Consider the following 23,890-nt stretch of genomic DNA (forward strand, 5'->3'; position numbering starts at 1 on the left):
GGTGACGGGGCGGGGCTCGGCCGGGGGGGTCCGGAGGTGACGAACGCCGATCAGGCGCGGCGTCGGCCGCCGGCTGGTCAGCTGGCTCCGACCTGCTCCCGCGACTGCTCCCGCGACTGCTCAAGAGTTGTCGCAGTCGACGCCCAGTGCGACAACTCCTGGACTCTCGTGGCGCTCGCTCGTCGGCGGGCCGCCGCGAACATCCAGAAGTCGCAGTGGTCGGTCGCGAGTACGGCGACTCCTGGCTACTCGCCGCCTGTAAACAAGCGTTGGGTGTCGGCGGCTCCGACGGCCGCGACTGCTCGAGAGTTGTCGCAGTCGACGCCCAGTGCGACAACTCCTGGACTCTCGTGGCGATCGCTCGTCGGCGGGCCGCCGCGACCATTCAGAAGTCGCCGTGGTCGGTCGCGAGCACGGTGACTTCTGTCTGCACGCCGCCTGCGGACGTGCGCAGGGAGCCGGCGGCCGGCGACTGTCCAGGAGTTGTCGCAGTCGATGCCGAGTGCGACAACTCCTGGACTCTCGCGAAAGTCCTGCGCTCTCGCGGAGGCGCGCGGCTCAGCCGCGCTCGGCGCGCTCGGCGAGGAGGTACTGCCAGTCGCGCGGCACGCGGTCCTTCGGCCCCGGGGTGGTCTGGCTCGCCGGGTGGCTCTGCGGGTCGGCCAGCGCGGGGCCGTCGGCGTAGTCGTCGGTCCGGTAGTCCCAGAACCAGTCCTCGCCGGGCTCGAAGCTGCGGATGACCGCGTGGCCCGTCGAGTGGTAGTGGGCCGTCGCGTGGCGGTTCAGCGAGTCGTCGCAGCAGCCGATGTGCCCGCAGAGCGCGCAGCGGCGCAGGTGCAGCCACCACGAGCCGGACTGCTCGCACTCGACGCAGCCGGGGCCGCTCGGCGGGACGGAGGGGTCGATCATCTGCTGCGACGTCATGCGCTCAGCATGCGCCTCCCGCGGCGGCAGGCACCAGGTCGGATGACTCGATCCTGCGGCTCCGTCACGCGCTCCGGGCGTCCTCGAGGCTGAGGAGCGCGTCGCGGAGCCCTGCCCGCGAGGTCACCCCGAGCTTGGGGAAGATCCGGTACAGGTGCCCGCTGACGGTGCGGGGCGAGACGAAGAGCTGCTGGGCGATCTGCTTGTTCGACAGGCCGGCGGCGGCCAGGGAGACCACGCGCCGCTCCTGCTCGCTGAGGTCGGCGGCGACCGGCGCCTCCCCCGCTCCGCCCGCCGCCCGCAGCTCGTGCTGGGCGCGGGCGAGCCAGAGCTCGGCCCCCACCGCGGCGAATCCCGCGGCGGCCTGGCGGAACCGGGTGCGCGCCTCCAGCGGGCGCATCCGGCGGCGCAGCCACTCGCCGTGGCAGAGCTGGACGCGCGCCCGCTCGAACGGCCACTCCTCGGAGGCCGGGTCGAGGGAGCGCTCGAAGAGGGCGCCCGCGCCGCCGGTCTGATCGAGGACCGCGGTCGCCGCGAGGGCGAGCATCCGCCCGCGGGGAGCGAGGGGCCGCGCGGCGAGGTCCGCCGCGGCCGCCGCCAGCTCGGCGCAGTGCTCGGGCAGGCGGAGGCGCGAGGCGGCCTCGGCGGCGTCGAGGAGCTCCAGCGGATCGCCGCCGGCGCGGGAGGAGGAGCGGGCGTGCGCCTCCTCGAAACGGCCGCCGCCGAGGTCGAGCGAGCACAGGGCGTGATCGGCGGCGCGCGCGACCGACGCCGCTCCGTGCCGCAGCGCCCAGGCCGTCGCGCGCTCGGCGCACTCGAGGGTGCGTGCGCGGTCGCCCTGCACGGCGTGGCCCCGGGCTCGAGTCGCGTCGATCAGCGCGCGCACGGCGGGCAGGTCGTCGGCGCGGGCGGCGGCGCGGTCGAGGTCGGCCGAGGCGTCGTCGAGGCGACCGCGGTCGAGGGCGGTGGTGCCGCGGCGGAGGAGGGCGAGGGCGCCGGGCAGGCCGTCCGCCTCCTCCCCGCCGTCGAGGAGCCCGGCGAGGCGGTCGCGGCGCTCGTCCGAGACCTCGAGCAGCGACCAGGCGAGGTGCAGCGCGACCGTCTTCCACGGGTCGCCGGTGACCGCGGAGTCCTCGGCGAGCCGCAGGCGGCCCTCCCACTCCTCGTCCGGGACCGGCCGCACGCAGGCCTCCACCAGGCGCAGGACGGGATCGAGGGGGTGCTCCTCGCCGACGGCGAGCGCCTCCTGCCACCACGCGGGATCGCCGCGGAGCATGCAGGCGAGGTGGAGAACGGTCACCAGCAGGTCGGCGGCGGCGTCGTGAGGGGCTGCGTGGTCGGCGGGGAGGCTGCTGACGTCGTCGCGGGAGGCGTCGGTCTCGGCGGGAGCGACACCGCCGACTGGAGAGGCACCACCGACAGGAGAGGCACCACCGACAGACGAGGCACCGCCGGCGAGCGAGGCACCACCGACTCCCGAGTCCCCACGCCCCACCCGAGCGCCGAGCCCCCGGAGGGCCGCGCGGCGGACCCCGCTCACGTCCCCCGTGCGGAGCAGCGCATCGGCCAGCCGCGCCGCCTCGACGCCGGCCCCGGGAACCCCGCCGTCCTCCCGCGAGCGCTCGACCACCCGCTCGAGGGCCGCCGCGTCGCCGGTGAAGGCCGCGACGGCGGCCGCGCGCGCCTCGAGCTCCTCCCGCAGAGCAGCACCGCGCGCACTCGAGCGCGCCTCGGCGAGGAGGAGCAGCGCCTCCTGCGGCCGACCCGCGCGGAGTCGCTCCTCCGCCGCGTCCCTCAGCAGCCGCGCCCGCTCCTCCGGCCCGGCGGTGTCGTCCGCCGCGAGCAGCAGGCGGAGGTGCGGGGCCGACTCCGGGCGCTCGGCGAGCCGCCTCCGTGCCGCCCGCAGCGCTCGGGGCGACGCCGTCGAGAGAACCACCGCGCGGACCACCGGATCGCGGAACGCACGGCCGCCCGCCGTCAGGATCCCCGCCTGCACCCGGGCGCGGTCCCCGTCTCCGGGGGCCGACCCGATGCTCTCCGGGAACTCGGCGCCCGCCACCGCGGCGACCAGGAGCGCCTCCCGGCACTCCTCCGACAGCGGAGCCAGCAGGTCGAGCACCCTGGTCTCGACCTGCTCGAGCCGCGGGTAGACCGGGAAGGGCGAGGGAGCGTCCTCGTCGGCCCAGGCCCGCCCGAGGACGTCGAGGAGCAGCGGATTCCCCTCCGCGACCCGCAGCAGGCGCGCCTCGACGGCGAGCGGCCGGCGGCCGCCGTGGGCGCGCAGGAAGCCGCGGGCCGCCTCCGCGTCGAGGGGCTCGGTGCGACGGTGCCGGAGGCCCTCCCAGCCGGCGAGGACGCGCCGGTCGCCGGTGGCGAGGAGGCAGGCGGCACCGACCTCGTCCACCAGCCGGGTCACCAGGGCCTGGAGGGTCTCGCGGGCGGCGACGTCGAACCGCTCCCAGTCGTCGACGACGATCAGGAAGCCGGGGTCGCAGGGCGAGGCGGAGGAGTCGCGCACCCGCTGCAGACGGCCGATCAGCGTGGCGAACAGCGCGAGCGAGGACGCGCCGATCACGGCGTCGCCCCGGTCCGGCCGCACCTCCACGACCTCGCAGCCGGCGGCGCGAGCGGTGGCCGCGGCGGAGCGCAGCATGTGCGTCCGGCCCGAGCCGATCCCGCCCTCGACCACCAGGAGCCGCTCCCGCGCGGGCGACGCCGAGCTCAGCATCCGGACCACCACGTCCTCGGGGGCGCTCGGGTGCGCGGGCGGCGAGGAGAGTGCACTGATCGTCATCGCGACTCCTGAGGGACGGGTTCCGAGGACCCCATGCTGACCGCCGGGCGCGGCCGCGCTCTCCTCCCTCTGTCGGAACCCTCCGGAGCGCTCCCTCTGGCGAACCGTCCCGAGCGCCCGGCCCCCGGTCGGCGCCGGGCAGGAGGCGCAGCAGGGCAGTGGGCCCCGCGAGCGCCCGACGGTACTCTGTGTCCCACCGGACGACCGGTACGGCCCCACCCCCGCACGACCGCCGCTCGACCCGGCGGGTGATCCGATGGAGTCGCACGATGAGCTCTCGCAGCCCCCTCGCGGAGTTCCTCCGCGCTCGCCGGGCGGCGCTGCGGCCGGAGCAGGTCGGCGTGCCGACCGCGGGCACCCGGCGGCGGGTGTCGGGCCTGCGCCGCGAGGAGGTCGCCGACCGCGCCCGGATCAGCCGCGACTACTACCTCCGCGTCGAGCAGGGGCACGCGGTCGCCCCGTCCGACCAGGTGCTGAACGCCCTCGCCGAGGCGCTCGCCTTCGACGAGTTCGAGCGCGCCTACCTCTTCCGGCTCGCCCGGCTGCGCCCCGGGCCGCGCGATCCCGACTCTCCTCCGCCGGGCCAGGGCGTGGAGTCGCTGCTCGCCCACTGGCCGAGGACCCCGGCGTACGCGTTCGACCGCAACCTCGACGTCCTCGGCGCGAACGACCTGATGAGCCGTCTCGCCCCCGACAAGGGCGTGCCCGGCGCCAACATGCTGCTCTCCACGTCCCGCGGCTACGCGCGCGCCGTGGCGAACGGCGACCCGCCGGACCAGCTGCGGGCGTGGGGCCAGGTCTTCCGCGAGCTGATCGCCGCGCTGCGGTTCTACAGCGACCCCGACGATCCGCGGCTGCACGAGATCGTCGGCGAGTGCTCGGTCGAGAATCCGCTGTTCCGGTCGATCTGGGCCGAGTACCAGGTCCGCCCCTTCACCCACCGGTGGATCCGCGTCCACGTCGAGCCGTTCGGCTGGCTCGACCTCGAGATGCAGACCCTGGAGCTCGCCGGCGCTCCGGGCCGGTACGTCGTGACCTACCTCGCGGCAGCGGGGACTCCGGCGGCTGCGGCCGTCGACGTCCTCGCCTCGCTGCGGCCCGCTCCGGAGGCGGGCACCGCGCTGGCCGCCCCGGCCGGCGCCTGACGCGTGGCCGCGAGCCGGGCGAGAGCCTCGCGATCCGTCGCGTCACCCGCCTCGAACAGGAGCAGGAGGCGCGCGCCGTCCCGGACCAGCCGGTAGTCCATCGGAACGGAGCCGACCGCGGTGTCGAGGAACACGACCGACCCGCGTGCGTCGGCCTCCGCCCCGGCCGCCCACGAGTCCGCGAACCGCGGGCTCCTCGCCGAGAGCTCCCCGACGACCGTCAGGAACTCCCGGTCCCCCCGATGCCGCTCGAGCGAGTCGCGGAGCATCGCCGCGACCTGATCGGCGGCGGACCCCCAGCAGGGCAGGTCCTCGACCTCGGACGAGTCCAGGAAGGTGAAGCGGGCGATGCTCACTCCTGGGGCGAAGGCGGGCGAGAGCGCCCGCGCGAGCGGAGTCGCGGCCAGCACCCGCAGGTGCCGGTCCAGCAGCACCGCCGCCCTCCCCGCCCACGGCAGGAGCGCCGCCTCGTGATCCTCCGCCATGTCCCCGTCCCCTCCGCGCGTCCCTCCCTCAGCGCAACGGAGTGATCCCCTGCGTCCCGGGCGGGAAGGTCGCCAGCACCTCCTCCGGGATGTTCAGGTGCTGCGCGACCAGCGACGGCGGCAGGTGGCTCAGCCACTGGGCGAGCGACACCTCCTCGTAGCGGGAGCTCTTGAAGGTCTCGATGTAGACGAGCGTGTCGTCGCCGGTGTTCTCCACGTAGTGGCCGAAGTTGCGGCGCACGACGCCCACGTCTCCGGCGTGGAAGTCGGTCGTGTTGGCGTGCGGGCCGGTGTTGAAGACGGTCATCCGAGCGGATCCGCGGAGGTAGTACTGCCACTCGTCGGCGTTGGGGTGCCAGTGCAGCTCGCGCATCGAGCCGGGCTCGACGGTCGTCAGCGCGGCCGAGACCGTGCGCGAGGCCGGGAAGTTCGTGCTGTCGGCGATCTGGATCCGGCCGCCGCTGTTCTGGTACACGGGCTCGGAGCGGGAGAGCCGGAAGATCACCGCCTCGTCGCCGTCCTGCACCCCGGCCGCGGCCCGGTCGGCCTGGAGGTCGCCGGGCACGTCGCCCGGGAAGATCCAGAGGTCGTGCAGCGGGATGTCGCGGAAGACCTCCTGCGCGACGCCGAAGTTCTTCGCCAGCACGTCCGGCGGCGTGTGCGCGAACCAGTCGGTGAGCAGGAGCGTGTTGCTCTCGGACTGCTCGCCGTCGTCGAACGCGAGCACGAACTCCGCCCCGTCCGGGCCGAGGCCCTGCAGGGAGTGCGGCAGGCCGGGCGGGAAGTACCAGAGGTCCCCCTCCTGCACGTCGTCGACGCTGGGCCGGCCGGTGCGGCTGAGCGTGGTGATGCGGCAGTTCCCCTTGGTCATCAGCGCCCACTCGGCGCTCTGGTGCCAGTGCAGCTCGCGGATCCCGCCGGCCTCGAGGTACATGTTCACGCCGGCGATCTCGTTCGAGATCGCGAAATCGGCCTGCGTGAGCTCGCGCGCCCAGCCTCCCCGCTGCACCCGCCGCGGCGAGATGTTGAAGGAGGACCAGAAGAACGGCTGCGTGCTGATGTCCGTCGCGGGCGCGGCGATCTGGTTCGGGAACAGTCCCTCCAGGACGCGGTTCTGCGGGCCGGTCATCGTGTTCGCCGAGGGATCGCCCTCGGTGTTCACGATCCCCTCCTGGGGGAGGTCCGGGTCTCCGAAACCGGGGGTCTCGTGGTGCGGAGCGGTGCTGTCGTCGGGTTCCACGGCGTTCTCCCTGCTGATCGTCCTGCGCGCCTGCGCTGCTCCGATCCCACCGCTCCGGCCCGGGCGGCACCACGGTCATCCGACTCGATCCGCGCCCCGACGACCGGCCCGGGTCAGCCGCCCAGGCCCTCGAGCACGTCCCGCGAGGGCACGAAGTAGACCCCGCCGGTCGTCGCGGTCGAGAAGTCGAGGAGGCGGTCGTGCCGGCCCGCGGGCACGCCGACGAACATCCGCGTCAGCATCGTCTCGATCACCGACAGGTCGGCGGCCAGGCCGAGGAAGTACGTGCCGAACTCGCCCCTGCCGGGCCGGCCGAAGGGCATGTTGTCGCGGAGGATGTCGTGCTCGGTCCCGCCGGCGTCGACTACGGTCGCGAGCCCCTTGTGCGAGAGCTGCGCCGGATCGTCCTCGCGCTCGACGTTGTCGGCCTTGCTCCGGCCGATGACCCGCTCCTGCTGCTCGGTGGTGAGCGCGTGCCACGCCGTCAGGTCGTGCAGGTACTTCTGCACGACCAGGTAGCTGCCGCCCGCGAACGCCGCGTCCTCCGCGCCGATCAGCGCGACGCGGGGCAGCGCCTCGCCGGTCGGATTCTCGGTGCCGTCGACGAAGCCCAGCAGGTCGCGGTTGTCGAAGTAGCGGAAGCCGACCACCTCGTCGCGGACGACGACGTCCTCGCCGAGCGCGTCGAGCAGGAGGCGCTCGAACTCGAAGCAGGCGTCGTCCCGCTCCGCCCGGATGTGGAACAGGAGGTCGGTCTGCGTCGAGACGGCCGTGTGCGCCGCGCCCACCACCTCCCTGAACGGATGCAGCTGCGCGGGGCGCCCCTCCCCGCCGAAGCGGTCCCATGCGTCGCTCCCGATCCCGACCAGGCAGGAGAGGCGCAGGCCCAGGTCGCGGAAGCCGACCGCGCGGAGGATCCCGCCCACGTCGGCGACGACGTCCCGCACGCGGTCCGCGGCGTCCTGCCCGCCGACGATGTCGAGCGAGAGGAAGACGGCGGACCGGCTGAGCGGAGCGACGACCGCCTGCGGCTCGATCGGGACGCGGTCCTCGACGGTCACCGGAGCACCGCCGGCCGGGGCGTCGTCGGCAGGGGCGTCGGCAGGGCCGTCGTCGTGGGCGTCGTCGTGGGCATCGCGACCTCCGATCCGCGCGCCGCGGGAGGGCGCGTCCGCCGCGATCCTGTCAGCGTCCGCGGTGCCGGTCACGAGTCATCCGACCCCACACGGCGTGCGCGGCCGGCGGCCTCGCCACCGCCCATGCGACCAGGTCTGGACGATCGTCGGAACATCTCCCCGCGCTCTTCAGGGAGCGCTCCCACGCCCCTATCGTGGAGCCGCTCCCCACCCTCATCCGGGGAGGCACCACCTTGGACACGACCCGGGCCGGGCTCGGGATCGACACGAGCACGGAGGTTCGAAGATGCCGTTTGTGACCACGGACGACGACGTCGAGATCTACTACAAGGACTGGGGCAGCACCGACGCGCAGCCCATCGTCTTCCACCACGGCTGGCCGCTGTCGTCCGACGACTGGGACGCGCAGATGCTGTTCTTCCACGCGCACGGCTACCGCGTCATCGCGACCGACCGCCGCGGGCACGGACGCTCGACCCAGGTCGGCACCGGACACGACATGGACCACTACGCCAGCGACGTGAACGCGGTCGTCGAGCACCTCGACCTGCGGAACGCGATCCACATCGGCCACTCCACCGGAGGCGGCCAGGTCGCGCGCTACGTCGCGAAGTACGGCGAGCCCCAGGGCCGCGTGGCCAAGGCCGTCCTCGTCTCGTCGGTCCCGCCGCTGATGGTGCAGACCGAGGCGAACCCCGAGGGCACGCCGATCTCGGTGTTCGACGGCTTCCGCGACGCTCTCGCGGCGAACCGCGCCGAGTTCTACCAGGCCGTGGCCTCCGGGCCCTTCTACGGCTTCAACCGCGAGGGGGTCGAGCTCTCGCAGCCCGTGGTCGACAACTGGTGGCGCCAGGGCATGACCGGATCCGCGCTCGCGCACTACGAGGGCATCAAGGCCTTCTCGGAGACGGACCAGACCGAGGACCTGAAGGCGATCACCGTCCCCGTCCTCGTCACCCAGGGCGACGACGACCAGGTCGTCCCCTACAAGGACGCCTCGCTCAAGCAGCACGAGCTGCTGCAGAACTCGACGCTCAAGATCTACGAGGGCTACCCGCACGGCATGCTGACCGTCCACGCCGACGTCATCAACCCCGACCTGCTGGCCTTCATCCAGGAGTAGCGAGGCACGCTCGCAGGCGCGTCCCGGCCGTTCCGGGGCGCGCCTGCGCGTCTGCGCTCGGAGTGGGTCCCGGCGCCCCTGCGAGCGGAGTCCGGCCTCAGACGTCGGCGCCCGCGTCCCTCCCGAGCACCGCGGCGAGCTCGCCCCGCCCGCCGATCCCGAGCTTGCGGTACGCCGCGTACAGGTGCGCGCCGACCGTGCGCGGCGAGAGGAACAGGTTCTGCGCGATCGCGCGGTTCGACAGCCCCGTGCTCGCGAGAGCGCAGATGCGCAGCTCCTGCGGGGTCAGCGTGGCCGCGGCCGGCGACGGCGCGTCGGCGATCCTCCCTCCGGCGGCCCGGAGCGCGTCACGGGCCCGATCGGCCCAGGCGCGGATCGGCAGCTCCTCGAGCATCGCCAGCGACTCGCGGAGGAGGGGCCGCGCCTCCGCCGCCTGACCGGCCCGGCGCAGCCCGTCGCCCACGAGCAGCAGCGCCCGCGCCCGCACGTACGGGAGCGGCGGCGGAGTCCGGCGGAGCAGCCCGGCCGCGGCGTCCGGCGCTCCGTCGGCGAGCGCCACGGCGATCTGCGCGTACCGGAGGGCCGCCTCGATCATCGGCTGGTGCCAGCGCTCGAAGAGCGATTCCAGCCTCGCGGCGTGCAGGCGAACGACTCCGACGTCCCCGATCGCGAGAGCCGCGTCGACGAGATCGGGCGTGGTCAGGATCGCGAAGCCGGGGTTCAGGGAGTCGTCGTCCGTGTCGAGGAGGGGCAGGAGCTCCGGCACGGCGTCGCCCGGTCGCGACTCGAGGACCGCCACCGCCGCTCGCGATCCGCGGAGCGTCGCCCGCATCACGCTCGAGCAGAGGACGGCCGCGCCGATCGCGCTGCCCGCGCTGATCGCCTCGGGATCGGGCGCGACGCCCTCCATCGCGTCGAACCAGGCCAGGCAGGCCCGGGACGCGGTCTCGAAGCCGACGTCCCCCAGGTCGCTCCCGAGGACGAGCGCCTCCTCGGCGAAGGAGCGGGCGCGCGAGAAGCGGCCGGCGAGCGACGTGGTCATCGAGGCGGCGAGGAGCGCCTGCGGGAGGATCCGGATGTCGCCGCGCGCGCGGAGCCCCGTGATCGCCTCCTCCAGGAGCTCCCGGGCGACCTCGACCTCGCCCGCCGTGTTCAGCGCGTAGCCGAGCCACCACGCCTCCTCCGGACCGCTCGACCCGCCGGCCGCCGCGAGCGCCCGGCGGACGACCTCGTCGCCGCGGGCGATCGGCTCGGTGACTGCCGCGAGCAGGACGGCGCGCGGGTCGGAGTCGTCGAGGGCGAGCGCGCGCACCGCCTGGATCATCGGCTCGCCGGGCGACGCCTCGCGGTTGTGGTCCCAGGCGATGGCGGCGAGGTGCAGGAGCGCGGCGGTCGCGGCGTCGACGGCTCCGTGGCTCTGCAGCGCCGTCACTGCGGCGAGCGCGGGCGAGAGGTCGCCCCGCGAGAGGGCCGTGCGCCCGGTCGGCAGCGTCTCGCGCGTCCAGGCGGCGCGGGCGGTGAGCACCGGATCGACGGTCTCGCCCGCCGCGCGGTGCACGAGCAGCGCCGCCTCCGCGGTCCGGCCGGCGAGCCCGGAGTACTCGGCCGCGTCGATCAGGCGCGAGACGCGCAGCGGACCCGCGGGGGTCAGCTCCGCCGCCCGCTCCATCGCCTGAGCCGCCAGGACGACGTCGCCCGTCGCGAGGCCGGACGCCGCGAGACCGGCGAGCTCCTCGCCGACCGGCCCGTCAGAGCCGGTCGCGAGCTCCGACCGCCACCAGAGCGTCCGGCTCCGGTCGTCGCGGTGCTCCTGGACGAGCGTGCGGAGCACGGCCGCGCGCTCGGAGGGGCGGCTCACGCTCGTCACCGCGGACTGCACGAGAGGGTGCCGGAAGCGGAGTCCGCTCCCCGGCGTCCAGCTGAGCAGCGACGCGGCGACGGCCCTGTCGATCCAGGAGGGGTCGGGGTGGCGGCCGATCGCCAGGTTCGCCAGCCGGCTCGCCTCCTCCGCCGTCGCGACGTCGCCCAGCGCCACGGCCAGCACGGCGAGCCGCGAGGGCTGGTCGAGCTCCGCGAAGCGCTCGGCGAAGGCCGATTCGAGGCGTCCGGTCACCGCGCGGTCCTCCGCCTCGTCGGCGGACGGGTCGCGTCCGGTCAGCTCCACCAGGGCGAGCGGATTCCCGCGGGCGAGGTCGAGCAGAGCGCGCCGGGCGGCGCCGCGAGGAGGATGCGGGAGCGTGTCGAGGAGAGCGGCCGAGTCGGCGGCCGACAGCGGCCCGAGGTGGAGGTGCTCGAGGCCGGAGTCCTCCTCGGGCCGGTCCCTCGTGGTCATCACGACGACGACGCGGTCCTCGCCGATGCGCCGGGCGAGCATCCGCAGCGCCCACGCCGACTCCGGGTCGATCCGGTGCAGGTCCTCCACGACGACCAGCAGGGGCCGATCGGCGGCGGCGTCGCTCAGGAGGGTCAGGGCCGAGAGGCCGGCCAGGAGCGGCGTCGGCTGCACTCCGTCCGCCAGGTGGAAGGCCACGCGGAGCGCGTCCCGCTGCGGCAGGGGCAGGCCGTCGAGGCCCGGGCGGAGCGGGTGCAGGAGGAGCTGCAGCGCCGCGTACTGGTCGCCCGACTCCGCTGCGGAGCCCGCGGTCCGCAGCACCCGCACGTCGCGTGCGCGGGCGTGGGCGACGACCTCCTCGACCAGGGTGGTCTTGCCGACCCCGGCGTCCCCGTCGATGACGAGCGCCGACCCGTGGGCGGCGATGCCCTCGACCATCAGACGGAGCCGCGCGAGCTCCGATCCCCGACCGACGACGAGCGCGTCCCGCTTCACGCGTCGAGTATCGCACCCTCGCGCAGACACTCCTCGACCCGGTGACGGGCCCGGATGAAATCGATCGCGGCGGCCGCGGCGCTGCCGGGGGCGCCGAAGAAGGAGGTCAGGAAGTGGTCGCCTCCGTGCACCTCCAGGGTCTGCCAGCGGAAGGCGATGAAGCCGAAGGGGTCGACGCGCACCGGCGACGAGCCCTCGCGGAGCGGATATGCCTCCTGGCTCGCCCAGACGCGGCGGAACACCCGCGAGCGGCCTCCGAGCGAGGCGACCAGGACCCGCAGACGCGGGTCCGCCGGGTCGGAGTGGAAGCGGAGGGCGGCCGTCATCACGGCGATCGTGCGGTCCCAGTCCTCGTGCCGCTCGGCGTCGGTCTCGAGCGCCGCGGCGTCGACGACGGCCTCGATCATGTTGGTCCCCTGCTCGCAGGCCAGGGGGAGGAACAGGCGGCCGAGCTCGTTCACGGCGACGAGGTCCAGGTAGCGGTCGACCACGTAGGCGGGCGTCGTGGTCCAGGACGAGACCATGCTCGTCAGGCTGCCGACCTGCGCCGGGGTCGGCCCGGCCTGCGCCCAGCCCGGTGAGCGGCGCGGCGCGGCGTGTCCGCCGAGCCGGAAGAGGTAGTCGCGCCCGTCCGCGTCGAGACGGAACGCGCGGGCCAGAGCGTCCAGGACCTGCGCCGAGGGGCGGCGGTCCTTGCCCTGCTCGAGCCGCAGGTAGTAGTCCGGGCTGATCCCCGCGAGCACGGCGACCTCCTGGCGGCGCAGCCCGCTGACGCGGCGCCTGCCGTCGGCGCCCAGGCCGACCTCGTCGGGGCGCAGCCGGTCGCGGTGCCCCCGGAGGTAGGCGCCGAGCCGCGCGGTGTCCGTGTCCACGATCCCGCCCTTCTCTCCCTTCGAGGCTAGGGAGGAGGCGGGCCCGACTCCACGCGACGCCGACCTAGATCCGCGGCGGGAGTACCTAGATCGGCGGGGCGTGCTTCCGGTTGGGGGCGGTGCGCGGCGGGGTGCGGAGGAGCGCACCGGCACTCGGCGCACCCCTCCGCGGTCAGGCGACTCCGCGGTCAGCTCAGCTCCGCCGCGGCGTCGGCGATGATCCGCGCGACCTCCTCCGGGTGCGAGCGCATCACCAGGTGCGGCGCGTCGAGCTCGACGACCGAGCGCACGCCCGCCCGCCGGTAGCCGAACCGCTCGACGTCCGGGTTGATCGTCCGGTCCGCGGCCGCGACGACGCCCCAGCTCGGCCGGGTCCGCCAGGCGGCGACCGGGGCGGCCTCACCGAAGGCCAGAGCGGCGAGCGGGCGCTGGCCGACCGCGAGCACGGCCGCCTCGGCCGGGTCGATCCCGGCCGCGAACACCTCCGGGAACGCCGACACCGCGACCGACACGTCCGTGCCCGGCTCCGCCCCGTCGATCGGGAACGGGGTGTAGACGAGATTCGCCGGGAGGTCGGAGTCGGGGAAGGCGCCCTGCAGCTGCCCGAGGCTCTCCCCCTCCTCGAGCGCGTAGGCCGCGAGGTAGACGAGGCCGACCACGTTCTCGGCGGCGCCCGCCACCGTGATCACGGCGCCGCCGTAGGAGTGGCCCGCCAGCAGGACCGGCCCGTCGAGCTGCTCCACGAAGGAGCGGAGGTACTCCGCGTCGCCCAGCAGGCTGCGGTTCGGCACTGCAGGGACGCGCACGGCGTGGCCGGCGTCGAGCAGGATCCGCGTGACCGGGGCGAAGCTCGCGGCGTCGGCGAACGCTCCGTGGACGAGGACGATGGTGGGTGCGGGCATGGGCTGTCCTTCCGGTCGGGCTGCGGTCCGGCAGCCGGCTGCGCAGCCGATCCGGACCCGGGCCGAACCTAGGACGGCGGACGGCGCGCGTCGTGACCCCGCGACTCCCCTGCCGACCGGGCGGCCGCCTGTCGCCCGCCCGAGGACACGCTCCAGCGCTCGTCCCGCCCGCTCACGGCGGGCCCGGCCCGCTGCAGCGTCCGCGTCCTGGTCCCGGCGGGGTCACCCTTCGACGGCTGGACCGCCCGGGATCGCGGCGCGGTCGGCCGGCCGGCTCTCCGGCCGGATCGCCGGCGACAGCGGCGGATCGGCACGCGGACTCCTGCGGCCCGAGACCCGGGCCGCGGCGCCTCAGCTCGCGAACTCCTCCGGCCAGCCCAGCGCGGCCAGCGACCGGCGCACGCGCTCGATGTCCTCCTCCGAGGGCAGCTCCGAGGTCACTCCGGCGATCGCTGTGCCGACGTCCGCGCGGGAGGCGGGCGCGTCGGCGGCGAGACCGGCGGCCACCTCGGCCACCTCCTCGTCGCTCAGACGGCGGCGGAGGAGCGCCAGCAGCGGCACGAAGTCCTGCTCGGGCAGCCCGGCCGGATAGCCGGCGCGCAGCCAGCGGACGATGCGCGCGACCAGGCCCTCGCGGGTGTCCGGCTCGGCCAGCGACTCCGGGCCCGCCAGCGGCCAGCCCGCGCTCGCGAGCCGCGAGGAGACGCGGGCGACGTCCTCGGGCAGCGCCGGTCCGAGCAGCAGCTGCTCGATCCGCTCGCGCACGACGGCTCGCGAGACGACCGTCTCGGCCCGCTCCGACTCCGACAGGAGCCGCGCGACGACCTGCTCGACCTCGTCCGTCGTGAGACTGCGGCGCAGCAGGCCCAGCAGCGGCAGGTAGTCCTGCTCCGGCACGCCGGACGGGTAGCCCGCGCGCAGCCAGCCGACCACGCGGGCGACGATCCCCTCCCGCGCCGCGATCGGATCGGTCGAGGCCATGCTCAGCCCTTGGGCACGAAAGTCGGGATCACGTGCTCGAAGCTCACCGACTGGCCGAGGCCCGTCGCGATGATGACGCTCAGGCCGATCACGACGGAGCCGACGACGAGGGCGAAGCAGAGCACGCCGATCCCGCGCAGCACCGGAGCGGGCAGACCGCTCCGGACCGCGGGGGCGTCGGACCCGCCCGAGGCGGGAGCACCGGCGGCGACGGCGAAGGAGCGGACGCCGACGGCGAAGAGCACGGGCAGGCCTGCTCCGAGGAGCACGGCGACGAGGGCCACCTGGCCGGCGGCGGAGAGGAAGAGGGAGAGCACGGTGCGGATCCTTTCGCTCAGACGCCGGCGGTCTCGGGCGCGGGGCGTGCCGCCGCGTCCTGCCACTCGTCGTTGACGTTGTGCGCACCGATGCTGTCGCGGCGCGAGCGGATGTAGATGAGGGAGGCGACGGCGACGAGGATCGCGGCCATCAGGAGGCCGCCGGCCGCGCCTCCGACGAGGTGGCCGATCCACCACATCACGGCGCCGACGAGAGCGGCGGCCGGGAGCGTGATGACCCAGGCGATCACCATGCGCAGCGCCACGCGCCAGCGCACCTGCGCTCCGGGTCGGCCGACTCCGGAGCCGAGGATCGAGCCGGTCGCGACGTGGGTGGTCGAGAGGGCGAAGCCGAGGTGGCTGGAGGCGAGGATGACCGCGGCGGAGGCGCTCTCGGCGGCCATGCCCTGCGGGGTGTCGATCTCGACGAGGCCCTTGCCGACGGTGCGGATGATCCGCCAGCCGCCGATGTAGGTGCCGAGCGAGATGGCCAGCGCGCAGCTGAGCTTGACCCAGAAGGGGACCGACTCGGTGTCGCTCCAGCCGCCGGCCGCGATCAGCGCGAGCGTGATCACTCCCATGGTCTTCTGCGCGTCGTTGGTGCCGTGCGCGAGCGAGACGAGGGAGGCGCTGCCGATCTGGCCGAAGCGGAAGCCGCGGTGGAGGCTCTTCTCGGCGAGGTTGCCGATCACGCGGAAGACGAGCCAGGTGCCGATCGCCGCGACCGCGCCGGCGAGCACGGGCGACATCAGCGCCGGGAGGATCACCTTGCCGACGACGCCGTCGAGCTTCGTGCCGTCGCCGGCCCAGTTGACGCCGTTGAGGCCGAGGCCCGCGAGAGCGGAGCCGATCAGGCCGCCGAAGAGGGCGTGCGACGAGCTCGAGGGAAGGCCGAGCAGCCAGGTCAGCAGGTTCCAGACGATGCCGCCGATGAGGCCGGCCAGCACGATCAGCAGCAGAGCGGAACCGCCGTCCTCGAGCAGCGCCGGATCGGGTGCGCCCGAGGAGTCCTGGATCTTCACGACCGCGTTGGTGACGGTCAGCGCCACCTCGATGCTGAGGAACGCACCGACGAGGTTCAGCGACGCCGAGAGGGCGACGGCGGTGCGGGGCTTCAGGGCACCGGTCGCGATGGACGTGGCCATCGCGTTCGCCGTGTCATGGAAGCCGTTGGTGAAGTCGAAGGCGAGAGCTGTGACGACGACGAGCGCGAGCAGGATGAAGGGATCCACGCAGACATGATGCTCCCGCGGCGGGAGGCGTTCCGGCGTGGTCGCGAGGCTTCACCTGCTGTTCACCTCGCGGGGCACGCCCGCCCGAGTAGTCTGTGCGGATTCTCAGGCGGGCGGCGCGTGAGGCGGCCGGCGGTGGCCGGATGACGCTCAGGCGGGCGCGCTCAGACGGGTGCGCTCAGGAGGCCGAGCGCGGCATCGGCGGGGTGAGGTCCGGGGTGTGCGCGGGGTCGGAGTCGGGGGCCGGCTCCGGCTGTGCGGCGGACCCGGCCGCGGCACCGGCGTCCTCGGCGGACTCCTGATCCTCGGCGGGCTCCTGCGAGCCGGGAAGCGGCGGGGTGAGGTCGAGGGCGCCGACCGCCGGCTCGGCGGCGTGCTTCGGCGTGGTCGGGCGGTTCTCGGCCGCGGCCGCCTTCTTCGCCGCCTTCTCCTGGGTCCGCTTGAGCTTCTCGGTCTGCTCGGCCAGCTTGCGGGCCTTCTTGCGCAGCTTCTTGCTGGAGTCGCGGACCGCCTCGTGCGCCGCGCGCACCGACTTCTCGGCCTTCTTCAGCGCCTTCTTCGCGCGCTTCTGCGCCGCCTTGTCGCGTGCGTCCCTGTCGTTGCCGGTCCCGGCCATATCCGCTCCTCCGCTCGTCGACCGCTCCGGCCGACTCCCCCACGCTACCGAGCGGCACCCGCCCCGCGAACCCGCTGGCGAGCGCGCCCGGGCCGCGCTAGGCGCGCGGGCGGCGGCCGTTCTGCGCCCGTGCCGTCCCGCCTCCCCTTCCCCCTGGTCGCCGCCTCTCCTCCTTTCTCCTCGGCTCTCGCTTCAGCCCTGCGGTGCCGTTCGCGGCTGGGAGTCGCGGGCGAGTGACCCCGCGACGGGCGCGGGTTCGGCAGGCTGGACGCATGGTCTTCCAGCACGATCCCGGCGGCTACCAGGGCCGCGCCGGCCTCCGGCGTCCCGTGCGCGGGCCCAGGCGCGACAAGTGGATGTGGTGGCGCCTGGGCTCCGGAGTCGCGGCGACGATCGCCGGCGTGATCGTCCTGCTCGTCTTCACCGCCGACCGCTGAGCACGCCCACCGGCGACCCGGCGCACCCCCGCCACCCGGATCGAGAGCCGATCGATGCGCTCAACCGCTTGACTCCGGAGGTTTCTCTCAGGTCGGTTCCGGCGGAACGCGGGTAGTTTGGAGGGTCGCATCGGCTCAGCCGTGCGATCAGCCCCACTGCCCCACCCGGCGCTCGCCTCCCCCCTCGAGCGTCGGCAGACCTGGAACCTCCTCTGCATGCACCGTTCGTCACGCGCCTCGACTCCCACCCCCGCAGGAGCCGAGACCGGCAGTCCGTCCGCCCTCCCGACCCGTCGCTCGCTCCGTGAGCAGGAGTCCCGCAGCCGCCGCCCCTCGCGCGGCCCGTCGCGCCCCCGCGTCTCCGCCGTCGCCGCGATGACCCTCGTGGCCGGCATCGCGATCACCTCGACGATGCCCGCGTTCGCCGTGGGCAGCACCGCCGACTCCGAGCTGACCCGCGACACGGCCACCGCCGTCGCCGCGGCCCGCCCGCAGAGCTTCGTGGCGGCCGGAGTCGTGCAGCAGAGCGTCACCCGCGACGCCTTCGCCGCCGAGGCCAAGCCCGAGGTCCTCGTGCCCACCGCGTCCCTCGACGCGATCACCGCCACCTCCGGCGAGTCGACCGCGGCCGCCGCCGGAGCGTCCGGAGCGTGGGTCGTCCCGATCTCCGGTCACATCAGCAGCAGCTACGGCCCCCGCCCCGACGCGCCGGTCGCCGGCGTGAACCTGTTCCACAAGGGCACCGATCTCGCCGGCGCCTGCGGCACGCCCGTCCTCGCGGCCTCCAGCGGCACCGTCGAGGAGGCGTCGTACCAGGGCAGCTACGGCAACTGGATCCTGCTCGACAACGGCGGCGGCATCGAGACCGGCTACGCCCACAACAGCGAGCTGATGGTGTCGGTCGGCGAGACCGTCACCGTCGGCCAGGTCATCGCGCTGCGCGGCTCGACCGGCGCCTCCACCGGCTGCCACCTGCACTTCGAGACGCGGGTCGACGGCGAGGCGGTCGACGCCGTGCCGTTCATGGCCGAGCTCGGCGTCCCGATCGGCTGACGTCCTCGACGACTCGAGAACGCAGACGTCGCGGTGGCCGCTCTCGACCACCGCGACTTCTGTGTTCTCGTGAGCGCGCAGGCCGGCGTCAGGGCCCGGGGACCGTCCGCGCCCCGGTCGAGACGGCGGCCGACCAGTGCGCGTCGTCCGGCACCGTCGTCACCCTGATCTCGGCGTCCTGCTCGACGGCGATCTGCATGGTGCCCGTGTTGCCGCCTCCCGTGCCGGTGCGGGTCGCGCTCGGGCTGTAGACGCACGACGATCCGCTCGTCATCAGGCCGACGACCTCGATCGTCACCTCGGCGTCCGCGGTGTCGCAGGCGACCGAGACGGTGATGTGCAGCGGATCGCCGCTGAGGTTCACGGTCTGCGGATCGACGGGGCCGACCTGGTCGGTCCACCGCACGGCGGCGGTCGCTCCCTCGGGCAGCGTCACGGGCCCGAGCGGAGCGTCGGTGGGCGTCGCGGTCGGAGCGGCGGTCGCCGGAGCAGCGGTGCCGGGAACGGCGGGTGTCGCCTCCTCCGCCTGGTCGGCGCCGCTCGTGCAGCCGCTCAGAGCGAGCGCCGCGAGCAGTGCCGAGGCGCCCAGCGCGGTCGCGCGCCGTCCCGCCCGGAGCCCCGTCGCCCGGCGCGGAGCGGTCGTTCTCGTGGTGTCCATGGTGGTTCCCCCTGTCCACTGGCGTCCCTCCGGTCTACCCGAGCCCGCGCGGCCGCGGATCGCACTCTGCGGCGGTTGCCAGGGTCGGGGGCCGTGCTGCGGAGCGATGTGGAGCTCCTCCGTACCGGCGCGGCGGCCCGTCGATCCGCTCGGGTGCCGCGGATGATCGGCACCGGGCGGATCCGACGCCCGCCGCTCCCGGCGCACCCCGCCGAGCCGCCCCTCTGCACCCGGAAGGCACCGCCTTGATCGCCTCGAACACCTACCCCTTCGCCGGACGCACCGTCCTGATCACCGGAGCCGGCTCCGGCATCGGCCGCTCCATCGCACGCGCCTTCCTCGAGCAGGGCGCGAGCGTCGCGGTCGCCGGGCGCACCCCCGCCACGCTCGAGGAGACCGTCGCCGGCTTCCCGGCCGAGCGCGTCCTGGTCGTGCCCACCGACGTCTCGGTCCGAGCCGAGGTCGACGCGCTCGTCGAGGGCACCGTCGCGAGGTTCGGCGGGATCGACGTCCTCGTGAACAACGCGGCCGGCCACCTCGGCGGCCCGATCGAGGAGGTGGAGGACGACGCCTGGCGCTCGCTCTTCGCCACGAACGTCGACGCCCTCTTCTACGCGGTGAAGGCGGCGCTCCCGCACCTCAAGGCGAGCCGCGGCAACATCGTCGTCGTCTCCTCCGTGTCGGGCATCCGCGGCGACTGGGGCCAGGCCGCCTACAACGCGACCAAGGGCGCGATCACGACGTTCGTGCAGTCGCTGGCCCTCGACTTCGGCGCGCACGGTGTGCGGGTCAACGCCGTCGCGCCCGCCTTCACGCAGACGCCGCTGACCGAGTCGATGGCCTCGACCCCCGAGGAGCTCGCGCCCTTCATCGACCGCATCGCCCTCGGGCGCCCCGGGCAGCCGGACGACATCGCCCCGCCGGTGCTGTTCCTCGCCAGCGCGGACGCGGCGTACATCACCGGCGCGATCCTGGCCGTGGACGGCGGGACGAGCGCCTCGACGGGGCAGCCGCACCTGTAGGCGGGCGAGCGGCGGATCGGCGGCGACTCGGCGACTCGCCTGCTCGGCCGGGGCGGCTCGGTCGCCCGGAAGCGGCGGCCAGGCGGATCGGGGTCGGGGGGCGGCGGCTCTGCCCGGAACCCGAGTGCTCGCATCGGATCCTGCGGCGCCGCTCGCGAGGGTCCACGGGCTCGACTGCGGGCGCCCACGGCCCGGATCGCTCCCTCCCTGACCGCGCACTCAGACTCAACCGACACCTGTGGCGTATCGTGGAGCCAATTGCATGCAGACGCATGGATACGGACTCGCCGACCACACGGCCTCCGGGCCCATCCCTCTTCGAGCAGGAGTCGTCATGACCACCACCAGCACCCGCTTCACCGACCGCGTCGTCCTCATCACCGGAGGCGGATCCGGCCTGGGCCGCGCTGCCGCCGTCCGCCTCGCCCAGGAGGGCGCGAAGCTCGCCCTCGTCGACATCTCGGAGCAGGGCCTCGCCGCCACGGTCGACGTCCTGCCCGAGGGCACCGAGTCGATCACCGTCCTCGCCGACGTGTCGAAGGAGGCGGACGTCGACGCCTACGTCGCGCGCACCCTCGAGGCGTTCGGCCGCATCGACGGCTTCTTCAACAACGCCGGCATCGAGGGCCGCCAGAACCTCACCGAGGACTTCACGGCCGACGAGTTCGACAAGGTCGTCGCGATCAACCTCCGGGGCGTGTTCCTCGGCCTCGAGAAGGTGCTGAAGGTGATGCGCGAGCAGGGCTCGGGCATGGTCGTCAACACCGCGAGCGTCGGCGGCATCACCGCGATCGGCAATCAGTCCGGCTACGCCGCCGCCAAGCACGGCGTCGTCGGCCTCACCCGCAACTCCGCGATCGAGTACGGCGAGTTCGGCATCCGCATCAACGCGATCGCGCCCGGGGCCATCTGGACCCCGATGGTCGAGAACTCGATGAAGCAGCTCGACCCGCAGAACCCGCGCAAGGCGGCCGAGGAGTTCATCCAGGTCAACCCGACCAAGCGCTACGGCGAGGCCGACGAGATCGCCTCGGTCGTCGCCTTCCTCCTCTCGGACGACGCCTCGTACGTGAACGCGACCGTCCTCCCGATCGACGGCGGTCAGTCCATCAAGTACTGAGGTCCCGCGGAGGGAGCGGAGGGAGCGCCTGCTGCGGCGGCGAGCCCTCCGCCCTCCCGCTGACGCCGTGTCGTTCGTGGGACGGACTCGGCCGCTCCTCCACAGGTGCTCCCTCCGACGCGCGTCCCCACCGGGCCTCCGTCGCGCAGCACCCGGCACCGCGGCGGGAGCAGAATGGGGTCGGTCCCGCCAGCGGCCGGACCTCGACCGCTACGGAGACATGCATGAACCCCACCGGGAGCTTCCGCGCCGCCCGCGACACCCTCCTGCAGCACCGCACCGATGCGGTCGCCGCGAACGAGGCCTTCCAGTGGCCGGACGTCGGGCCCCGCTTCAACTGGGCGGTGGACTGGTTCGACGCGATCGCCATCGGCAACGAGCGCCCCGCCCTCTGGATCGTGGAGGAGGACGGCTCCGAGGAGAAGTACTCCTTCGACCGGATGCGCTGGCGCTCCGACGAGGTCGCCGCCTGGCTCCACTCGGTCGGCGTCGAGCAGGGCGATCACGTGATGCTCATGCTCGGCAACCGCCTCGAACTGTGGGAGTCGATGCTCGCGATCATGAAGCTCGGCGCGGTCATCCTCCCCACGACGACCCTGCTCTCGCCCGCCGATCTGGCCGATCGTCTCGAGCGCGGCGAGGTCGCGCACGTCATCGCGGACGCCTCCGAGACAGCCAAGTTCGACGAGATGGAGGGCGGCTTCGGCCGCATCGCGGTCGGCGGCGCCGTCGAGGGCTGGCTCGACTACGCCGACTCGCTCGAGCCCTTCGGCATCAGCCCGACGGTGGTCGTCGAGAGCTCCGATCCGTGCCTGATCTACTTCACCTCCGGCACCACCTCGAAGCCCAAGATGGTCGTGCACACGCACGAGTCGTACCCCGTGGGGCACCTCAGCACGATGTACTGGCTCGGCGTGCAGCCGGGCGACGTGCACATGGCGATCAGCTCGCCGGGCTGGGGCAAGCACGCGTGGAGCTGCTTCTTCGCTCCGTGGAACGCCGAGGCGACGGTGTTCGTCTACAACTACAGCCGCTTCTCCCCCACCGCTCTGCACCAGCAGCTCGACCGGGCCGAGGTCACCACGTTCTGCGCACCGCCGACCGTGTGGCGGATGCTGATCCAGTCGGCGCTGGGAGCGAAGCCGCGCGCGCTGACCGAGATCCTCTCGGCGGGCGAGCCGCTCAACCCCGAGGTCATCGCGACCGTCGAGCGGGAGTGGGGACTCACCATCCGCGACGGCTACGGCCAGACCGAGACCACCGCGATCATCGCGAACCCGCCCGGCGCCCCCGTGGTCCCCGGAGCGATGGGCCGCGCGCTGCCCGGCGTCGCGATCGCCCTCGTCGATCCGCTGACCGTCGAGCCCGCCTCCACCGGCGAGATCTGCCTCGACCTGTCCGTCGAGCCCGTCAACCTGATGTCCGGCTACCTCGGCGACGAGGACCGCACCGAGCGCGCCCGCGCCGACGGCTACTTCCACACCGGCGACGTGGCGGTCCGCGCGGTCGACGGCACGATCACCTTCGTGGGCCGCACCGACGACATCTTCAAGTCCTCCGACTTCAAGATCTCGCCGTTCGAGGTCGAGAGCGTGCTGCTGCAGCACCCCGCCGTCGCCGAGTCCGCGGTGGTGCCGGCTCCGGACGAGGTGCGCCACAGCGTGGTGAAGGCGTACGTCACTCTCGCCGAGGGCTGGGAGCCGACCGCCGAGACGGCGAGCGCGATCTTCGCCCACACCCGGGAGCTGCTCTCCTCCTTCGAGCGGGTGCGGCGCCTCGAGTTCCACCCCCTGCCCAAGACGATCTCGGGCAAGATCCGCCGCGTCGAGCTGCGCGAGCGCGAGGAGGAGGCGTTCCGCCGCGGCGAGGAGATCCCCACGGAGTGGCGCGCCGACCGCCTCTAGGCGCGGGGGCCCTCGTCCGCCGGGACACCGCCGGGACCGCCGCGGCACCGCTGAGACGGCGGCGTCCCGGCGGGGCGGTGGTGTCTCGAGGGGATGCGGTGGGCCGGGACGTCGGCCGCCGATGACCAGCGGGAGCGGGTGCCGTCAGCACGGAACCAGCGCGGCGTCGGCGGCGTCCGGATCACAGGCCGGCGATCAGCTCGGCGTCAGCGCGGGCGGACGGCGATCAGCTCGCCGTGGTCGCGGACGCCGGGGGCGCTGCGGCGGAGCGAGTGGGTCACCTCGAGGCAGGCCTGCTCGGCGAGGGCGCGCATCTCGGCGAGCGGATGGAACCACGCCGGTGCGACGGCGTGCGCGAACGCCTCCGTGCGCGGCCCTTCGAAGAAGCCGATCAGCAGGCTTCCGCCCGGTCGGAGGTGCGCGGCGAGCGCCGCGACCGCGCCGGGCAGCTCCGCCGGCGGCAGGTGGATGAGCGAGTACCACGAGAGAACACCCCCGAGGCCGTCGACGTTGAGCTCGAGCGCCGAGCCGAGCCGGAACGGGACGTCCGGGAACCGCGCCCGCGCCAGAGCGACGAACTCCGGCACCGGGTCGACGCCGATAGCGGCGGCTCCGCGGCGCTGGAGGAACTCCGTCCAGTGCCCGGGCCCGCAGCCCACATCGGCGACCGTGCCCTCCAGCCCGTCGGCCCACGACCCGATCAGCTCGCGGTCGGCCGCGGGCCCCGCGTCGACCGATCCGAGCAGCGCCGCGTACTCCTCCGCCCGCGCGCCGTACGCGTCCCACACCTCGTCCATCCGGTGAGCGTAGGCCGTCTTGAAACGGCGCGCAGCGGGCACTCGGAGGCGCGTGGCACGTTCCGCGGTGCCGTTGGCACAGCTCGGCGGCACGGTCCACTGGCGCGTTCTGACGTTCTGGCGCGCCTGCCTCGTGAGCGTTCGCGCCCGGCCTCCCGAGGCGCTCCGCGAGGACGGATCATCGAGGTGCCGCGCCCCGTCCCCGCCCCGAAGGAGACCCGATGACCCCTGCCGACGCCACGCCGGGTGTACATCCCGGTGCTCTCCGCATCCCTCAACACAAAAGCGTCGCGCTGCTCCCCTCC

General features: G+C 74.2%; 21 protein-coding genes. 7 read left to right on the forward strand and 14 right to left on the reverse strand.

Annotated features, from left to right (window positions below; translation table 11 throughout):
* Positions 1-558 precede the first annotated feature (558 nt).
* Both C5C46_RS15645 and C5C46_RS15650 read right to left on the reverse strand, forming a co-directional pair.
* Entirely contained in the window at positions 559-924 is a 366-nt protein-coding gene (locus C5C46_RS15645; RefSeq protein ID WP_104227372.1) for a UBP-type zinc finger domain-containing protein, read from the reverse strand.
* 64 nt (positions 925-988) lie between these two features.
* Positions 989-3,718 carry a LuxR C-terminal-related transcriptional regulator gene (locus tag C5C46_RS15650; RefSeq protein ID WP_104227373.1) on the reverse strand — a complete coding sequence of 910 codons (2,730 nt, stop codon included), beginning with the start codon at positions 3,716-3,718 and terminating at the stop codon, positions 989-991.
* A gap of 269 nt (positions 3,719-3,987) precedes the next feature.
* Between C5C46_RS15650 and C5C46_RS15655 the strand changes: the two genes are divergently transcribed.
* Entirely contained in the window at positions 3,988-4,863 is an 876-nt protein-coding gene (locus C5C46_RS15655) for a helix-turn-helix transcriptional regulator (protein ID WP_104227374.1), read from the forward strand.
* Here C5C46_RS15655 and C5C46_RS16690 read toward each other — a convergent pair.
* The 3 genes from C5C46_RS16690 to C5C46_RS15665 form a co-directional block, all read right to left on the reverse strand.
* A complete protein-coding gene (locus C5C46_RS16690; RefSeq protein WP_104261236.1) occupies positions 4,755-5,348 on the reverse strand; it encodes a hypothetical protein in 594 nt (197 codons plus the stop codon). The genes C5C46_RS15655 and C5C46_RS16690 overlap by 109 nt on opposite strands.
* A 28-nt stretch (positions 5,349-5,376) precedes the next feature.
* A complete protein-coding gene (locus C5C46_RS15660; protein ID WP_244229514.1) occupies positions 5,377-6,588 on the reverse strand; it encodes a cupin domain-containing protein in 1,212 nt (403 codons plus the stop codon).
* A gap of 113 nt (positions 6,589-6,701) precedes the next feature.
* A complete protein-coding gene (locus C5C46_RS15665; RefSeq protein WP_308470973.1) occupies positions 6,702-7,796 on the reverse strand; it encodes a Dyp-type peroxidase in 1,095 nt (364 codons plus the stop codon).
* Between the two features lie 214 nt (positions 7,797-8,010).
* Here C5C46_RS15665 and C5C46_RS15670 point away from each other — a divergent pair, with 214 nt between their 5' ends.
* Positions 8,011-8,847, forward strand: coding sequence for an alpha/beta fold hydrolase (locus C5C46_RS15670; protein WP_104227375.1), 837 nt, complete (start codon positions 8,011-8,013; stop codon positions 8,845-8,847).
* 97 nt (positions 8,848-8,944) lie between these two features.
* Here the strand turns inward: C5C46_RS15670 and C5C46_RS15675 are convergent, their stop codons facing one another.
* From C5C46_RS15675 to C5C46_RS15705, 7 genes are all read right to left on the reverse strand, one after another.
* The gene (locus tag C5C46_RS15675) at positions 8,945-11,674 is read right to left on the reverse strand and encodes an AAA family ATPase (RefSeq protein WP_104227376.1); all 2,730 of its coding nucleotides are present in this window, start codon (positions 11,672-11,674) and stop codon (positions 8,945-8,947) included.
* The gene (locus tag C5C46_RS15680; protein WP_104224008.1) at positions 11,671-12,546 is read right to left on the reverse strand and encodes a helix-turn-helix domain-containing protein; all 876 of its coding nucleotides are present in this window, start codon (positions 12,544-12,546) and stop codon (positions 11,671-11,673) included. The genes C5C46_RS15675 and C5C46_RS15680 overlap by 4 nt, the downstream gene beginning before the upstream one ends.
* A 188-nt stretch (positions 12,547-12,734) precedes the next feature.
* Positions 12,735-13,448: an alpha/beta fold hydrolase gene (locus C5C46_RS15685; protein WP_104227378.1), complete on the reverse strand. Its 714-nt coding sequence runs from the start codon at positions 13,446-13,448 to the stop codon at positions 12,735-12,737.
* 351 nt (positions 13,449-13,799) lie between these two features.
* Positions 13,800-14,429: a DUF3349 domain-containing protein gene (locus tag C5C46_RS15690; protein WP_104227379.1), complete on the reverse strand. Its 630-nt coding sequence runs from the start codon at positions 14,427-14,429 to the stop codon at positions 13,800-13,802.
* Positions 14,430-14,431: 2 nt separating this feature from the next.
* A complete protein-coding gene (locus C5C46_RS15695) occupies positions 14,432-14,746 on the reverse strand; it encodes a hypothetical protein (protein WP_104227380.1) in 315 nt (104 codons plus the stop codon).
* A gap of 17 nt (positions 14,747-14,763) precedes the next feature.
* The gene (locus tag C5C46_RS15700) at positions 14,764-15,978 is read right to left on the reverse strand and encodes an inorganic phosphate transporter (protein WP_104224012.1); all 1,215 of its coding nucleotides are present in this window, start codon (positions 15,976-15,978) and stop codon (positions 14,764-14,766) included.
* Positions 15,979-16,156: 178 nt separating this feature from the next.
* The gene (locus C5C46_RS15705; RefSeq protein ID WP_104227381.1) at positions 16,157-16,594 is read right to left on the reverse strand and encodes a hypothetical protein; all 438 of its coding nucleotides are present in this window, start codon (positions 16,592-16,594) and stop codon (positions 16,157-16,159) included.
* Positions 16,595-16,866: 272 nt separating this feature from the next.
* Here C5C46_RS15705 and C5C46_RS17065 point away from each other — a divergent pair, with 272 nt between their 5' ends.
* A complete protein-coding gene (locus C5C46_RS17065; RefSeq protein WP_181136543.1) occupies positions 16,867-17,031 on the forward strand; it encodes a hypothetical protein in 165 nt (54 codons plus the stop codon).
* Positions 17,032-17,247: 216 nt separating this feature from the next.
* Complete coding sequence (locus C5C46_RS15710; protein WP_104227382.1) at positions 17,248-18,084, forward strand: M23 family metallopeptidase; 837 nt, start codon at positions 17,248-17,250, stop codon at positions 18,082-18,084.
* An 88-nt stretch (positions 18,085-18,172) separates the two neighbouring features.
* Here C5C46_RS15710 and C5C46_RS15715 read toward each other — a convergent pair whose 3' ends face one another.
* Positions 18,173-18,742: a hypothetical protein gene (locus C5C46_RS15715; RefSeq protein WP_104227383.1), complete on the reverse strand. Its 570-nt coding sequence runs from the start codon at positions 18,740-18,742 to the stop codon at positions 18,173-18,175.
* Positions 18,743-18,987: 245 nt separating this feature from the next.
* On the opposite strand from C5C46_RS15715, the gene C5C46_RS15720 reads away from it, so the two are divergent.
* The 3 genes from C5C46_RS15720 (at position 18,988) to C5C46_RS15730 (ending at position 22,788) form a co-directional block, all read left to right on the forward strand.
* Positions 18,988-19,764 (forward strand): SDR family NAD(P)-dependent oxidoreductase, encoded by a 777-nt coding sequence (locus C5C46_RS15720; RefSeq protein ID WP_244229515.1) that lies wholly within the window; start codon positions 18,988-18,990, stop codon positions 19,762-19,764.
* Positions 19,765-20,098: 334 nt separating this feature from the next.
* On the forward strand, positions 20,099-20,884 hold the full coding sequence (locus C5C46_RS15725) for a glucose 1-dehydrogenase (protein ID WP_167299040.1): 786 nt from the start codon (positions 20,099-20,101) through the stop codon (positions 20,882-20,884).
* A 224-nt stretch (positions 20,885-21,108) separates the two neighbouring features.
* Positions 21,109-22,788, forward strand: coding sequence for an AMP-binding protein (locus C5C46_RS15730; protein ID WP_104227385.1), 1,680 nt, complete (start codon positions 21,109-21,111; stop codon positions 22,786-22,788).
* Between the two features lie 206 nt (positions 22,789-22,994).
* Here the strand turns inward: C5C46_RS15730 and C5C46_RS15735 are convergent, their stop codons facing one another.
* The gene (locus C5C46_RS15735) at positions 22,995-23,585 is read right to left on the reverse strand and encodes a trans-aconitate 2-methyltransferase (protein WP_104227386.1); all 591 of its coding nucleotides are present in this window, start codon (positions 23,583-23,585) and stop codon (positions 22,995-22,997) included.
* Positions 23,586-23,890: the final 305 nt, after the last annotated feature.

This window comes from Rathayibacter sp. AY1E6 (assembly GCF_002931115.1).
In the GTDB taxonomy this organism is placed as follows: domain Bacteria; phylum Actinomycetota; class Actinomycetes; order Actinomycetales; family Microbacteriaceae; genus Rathayibacter.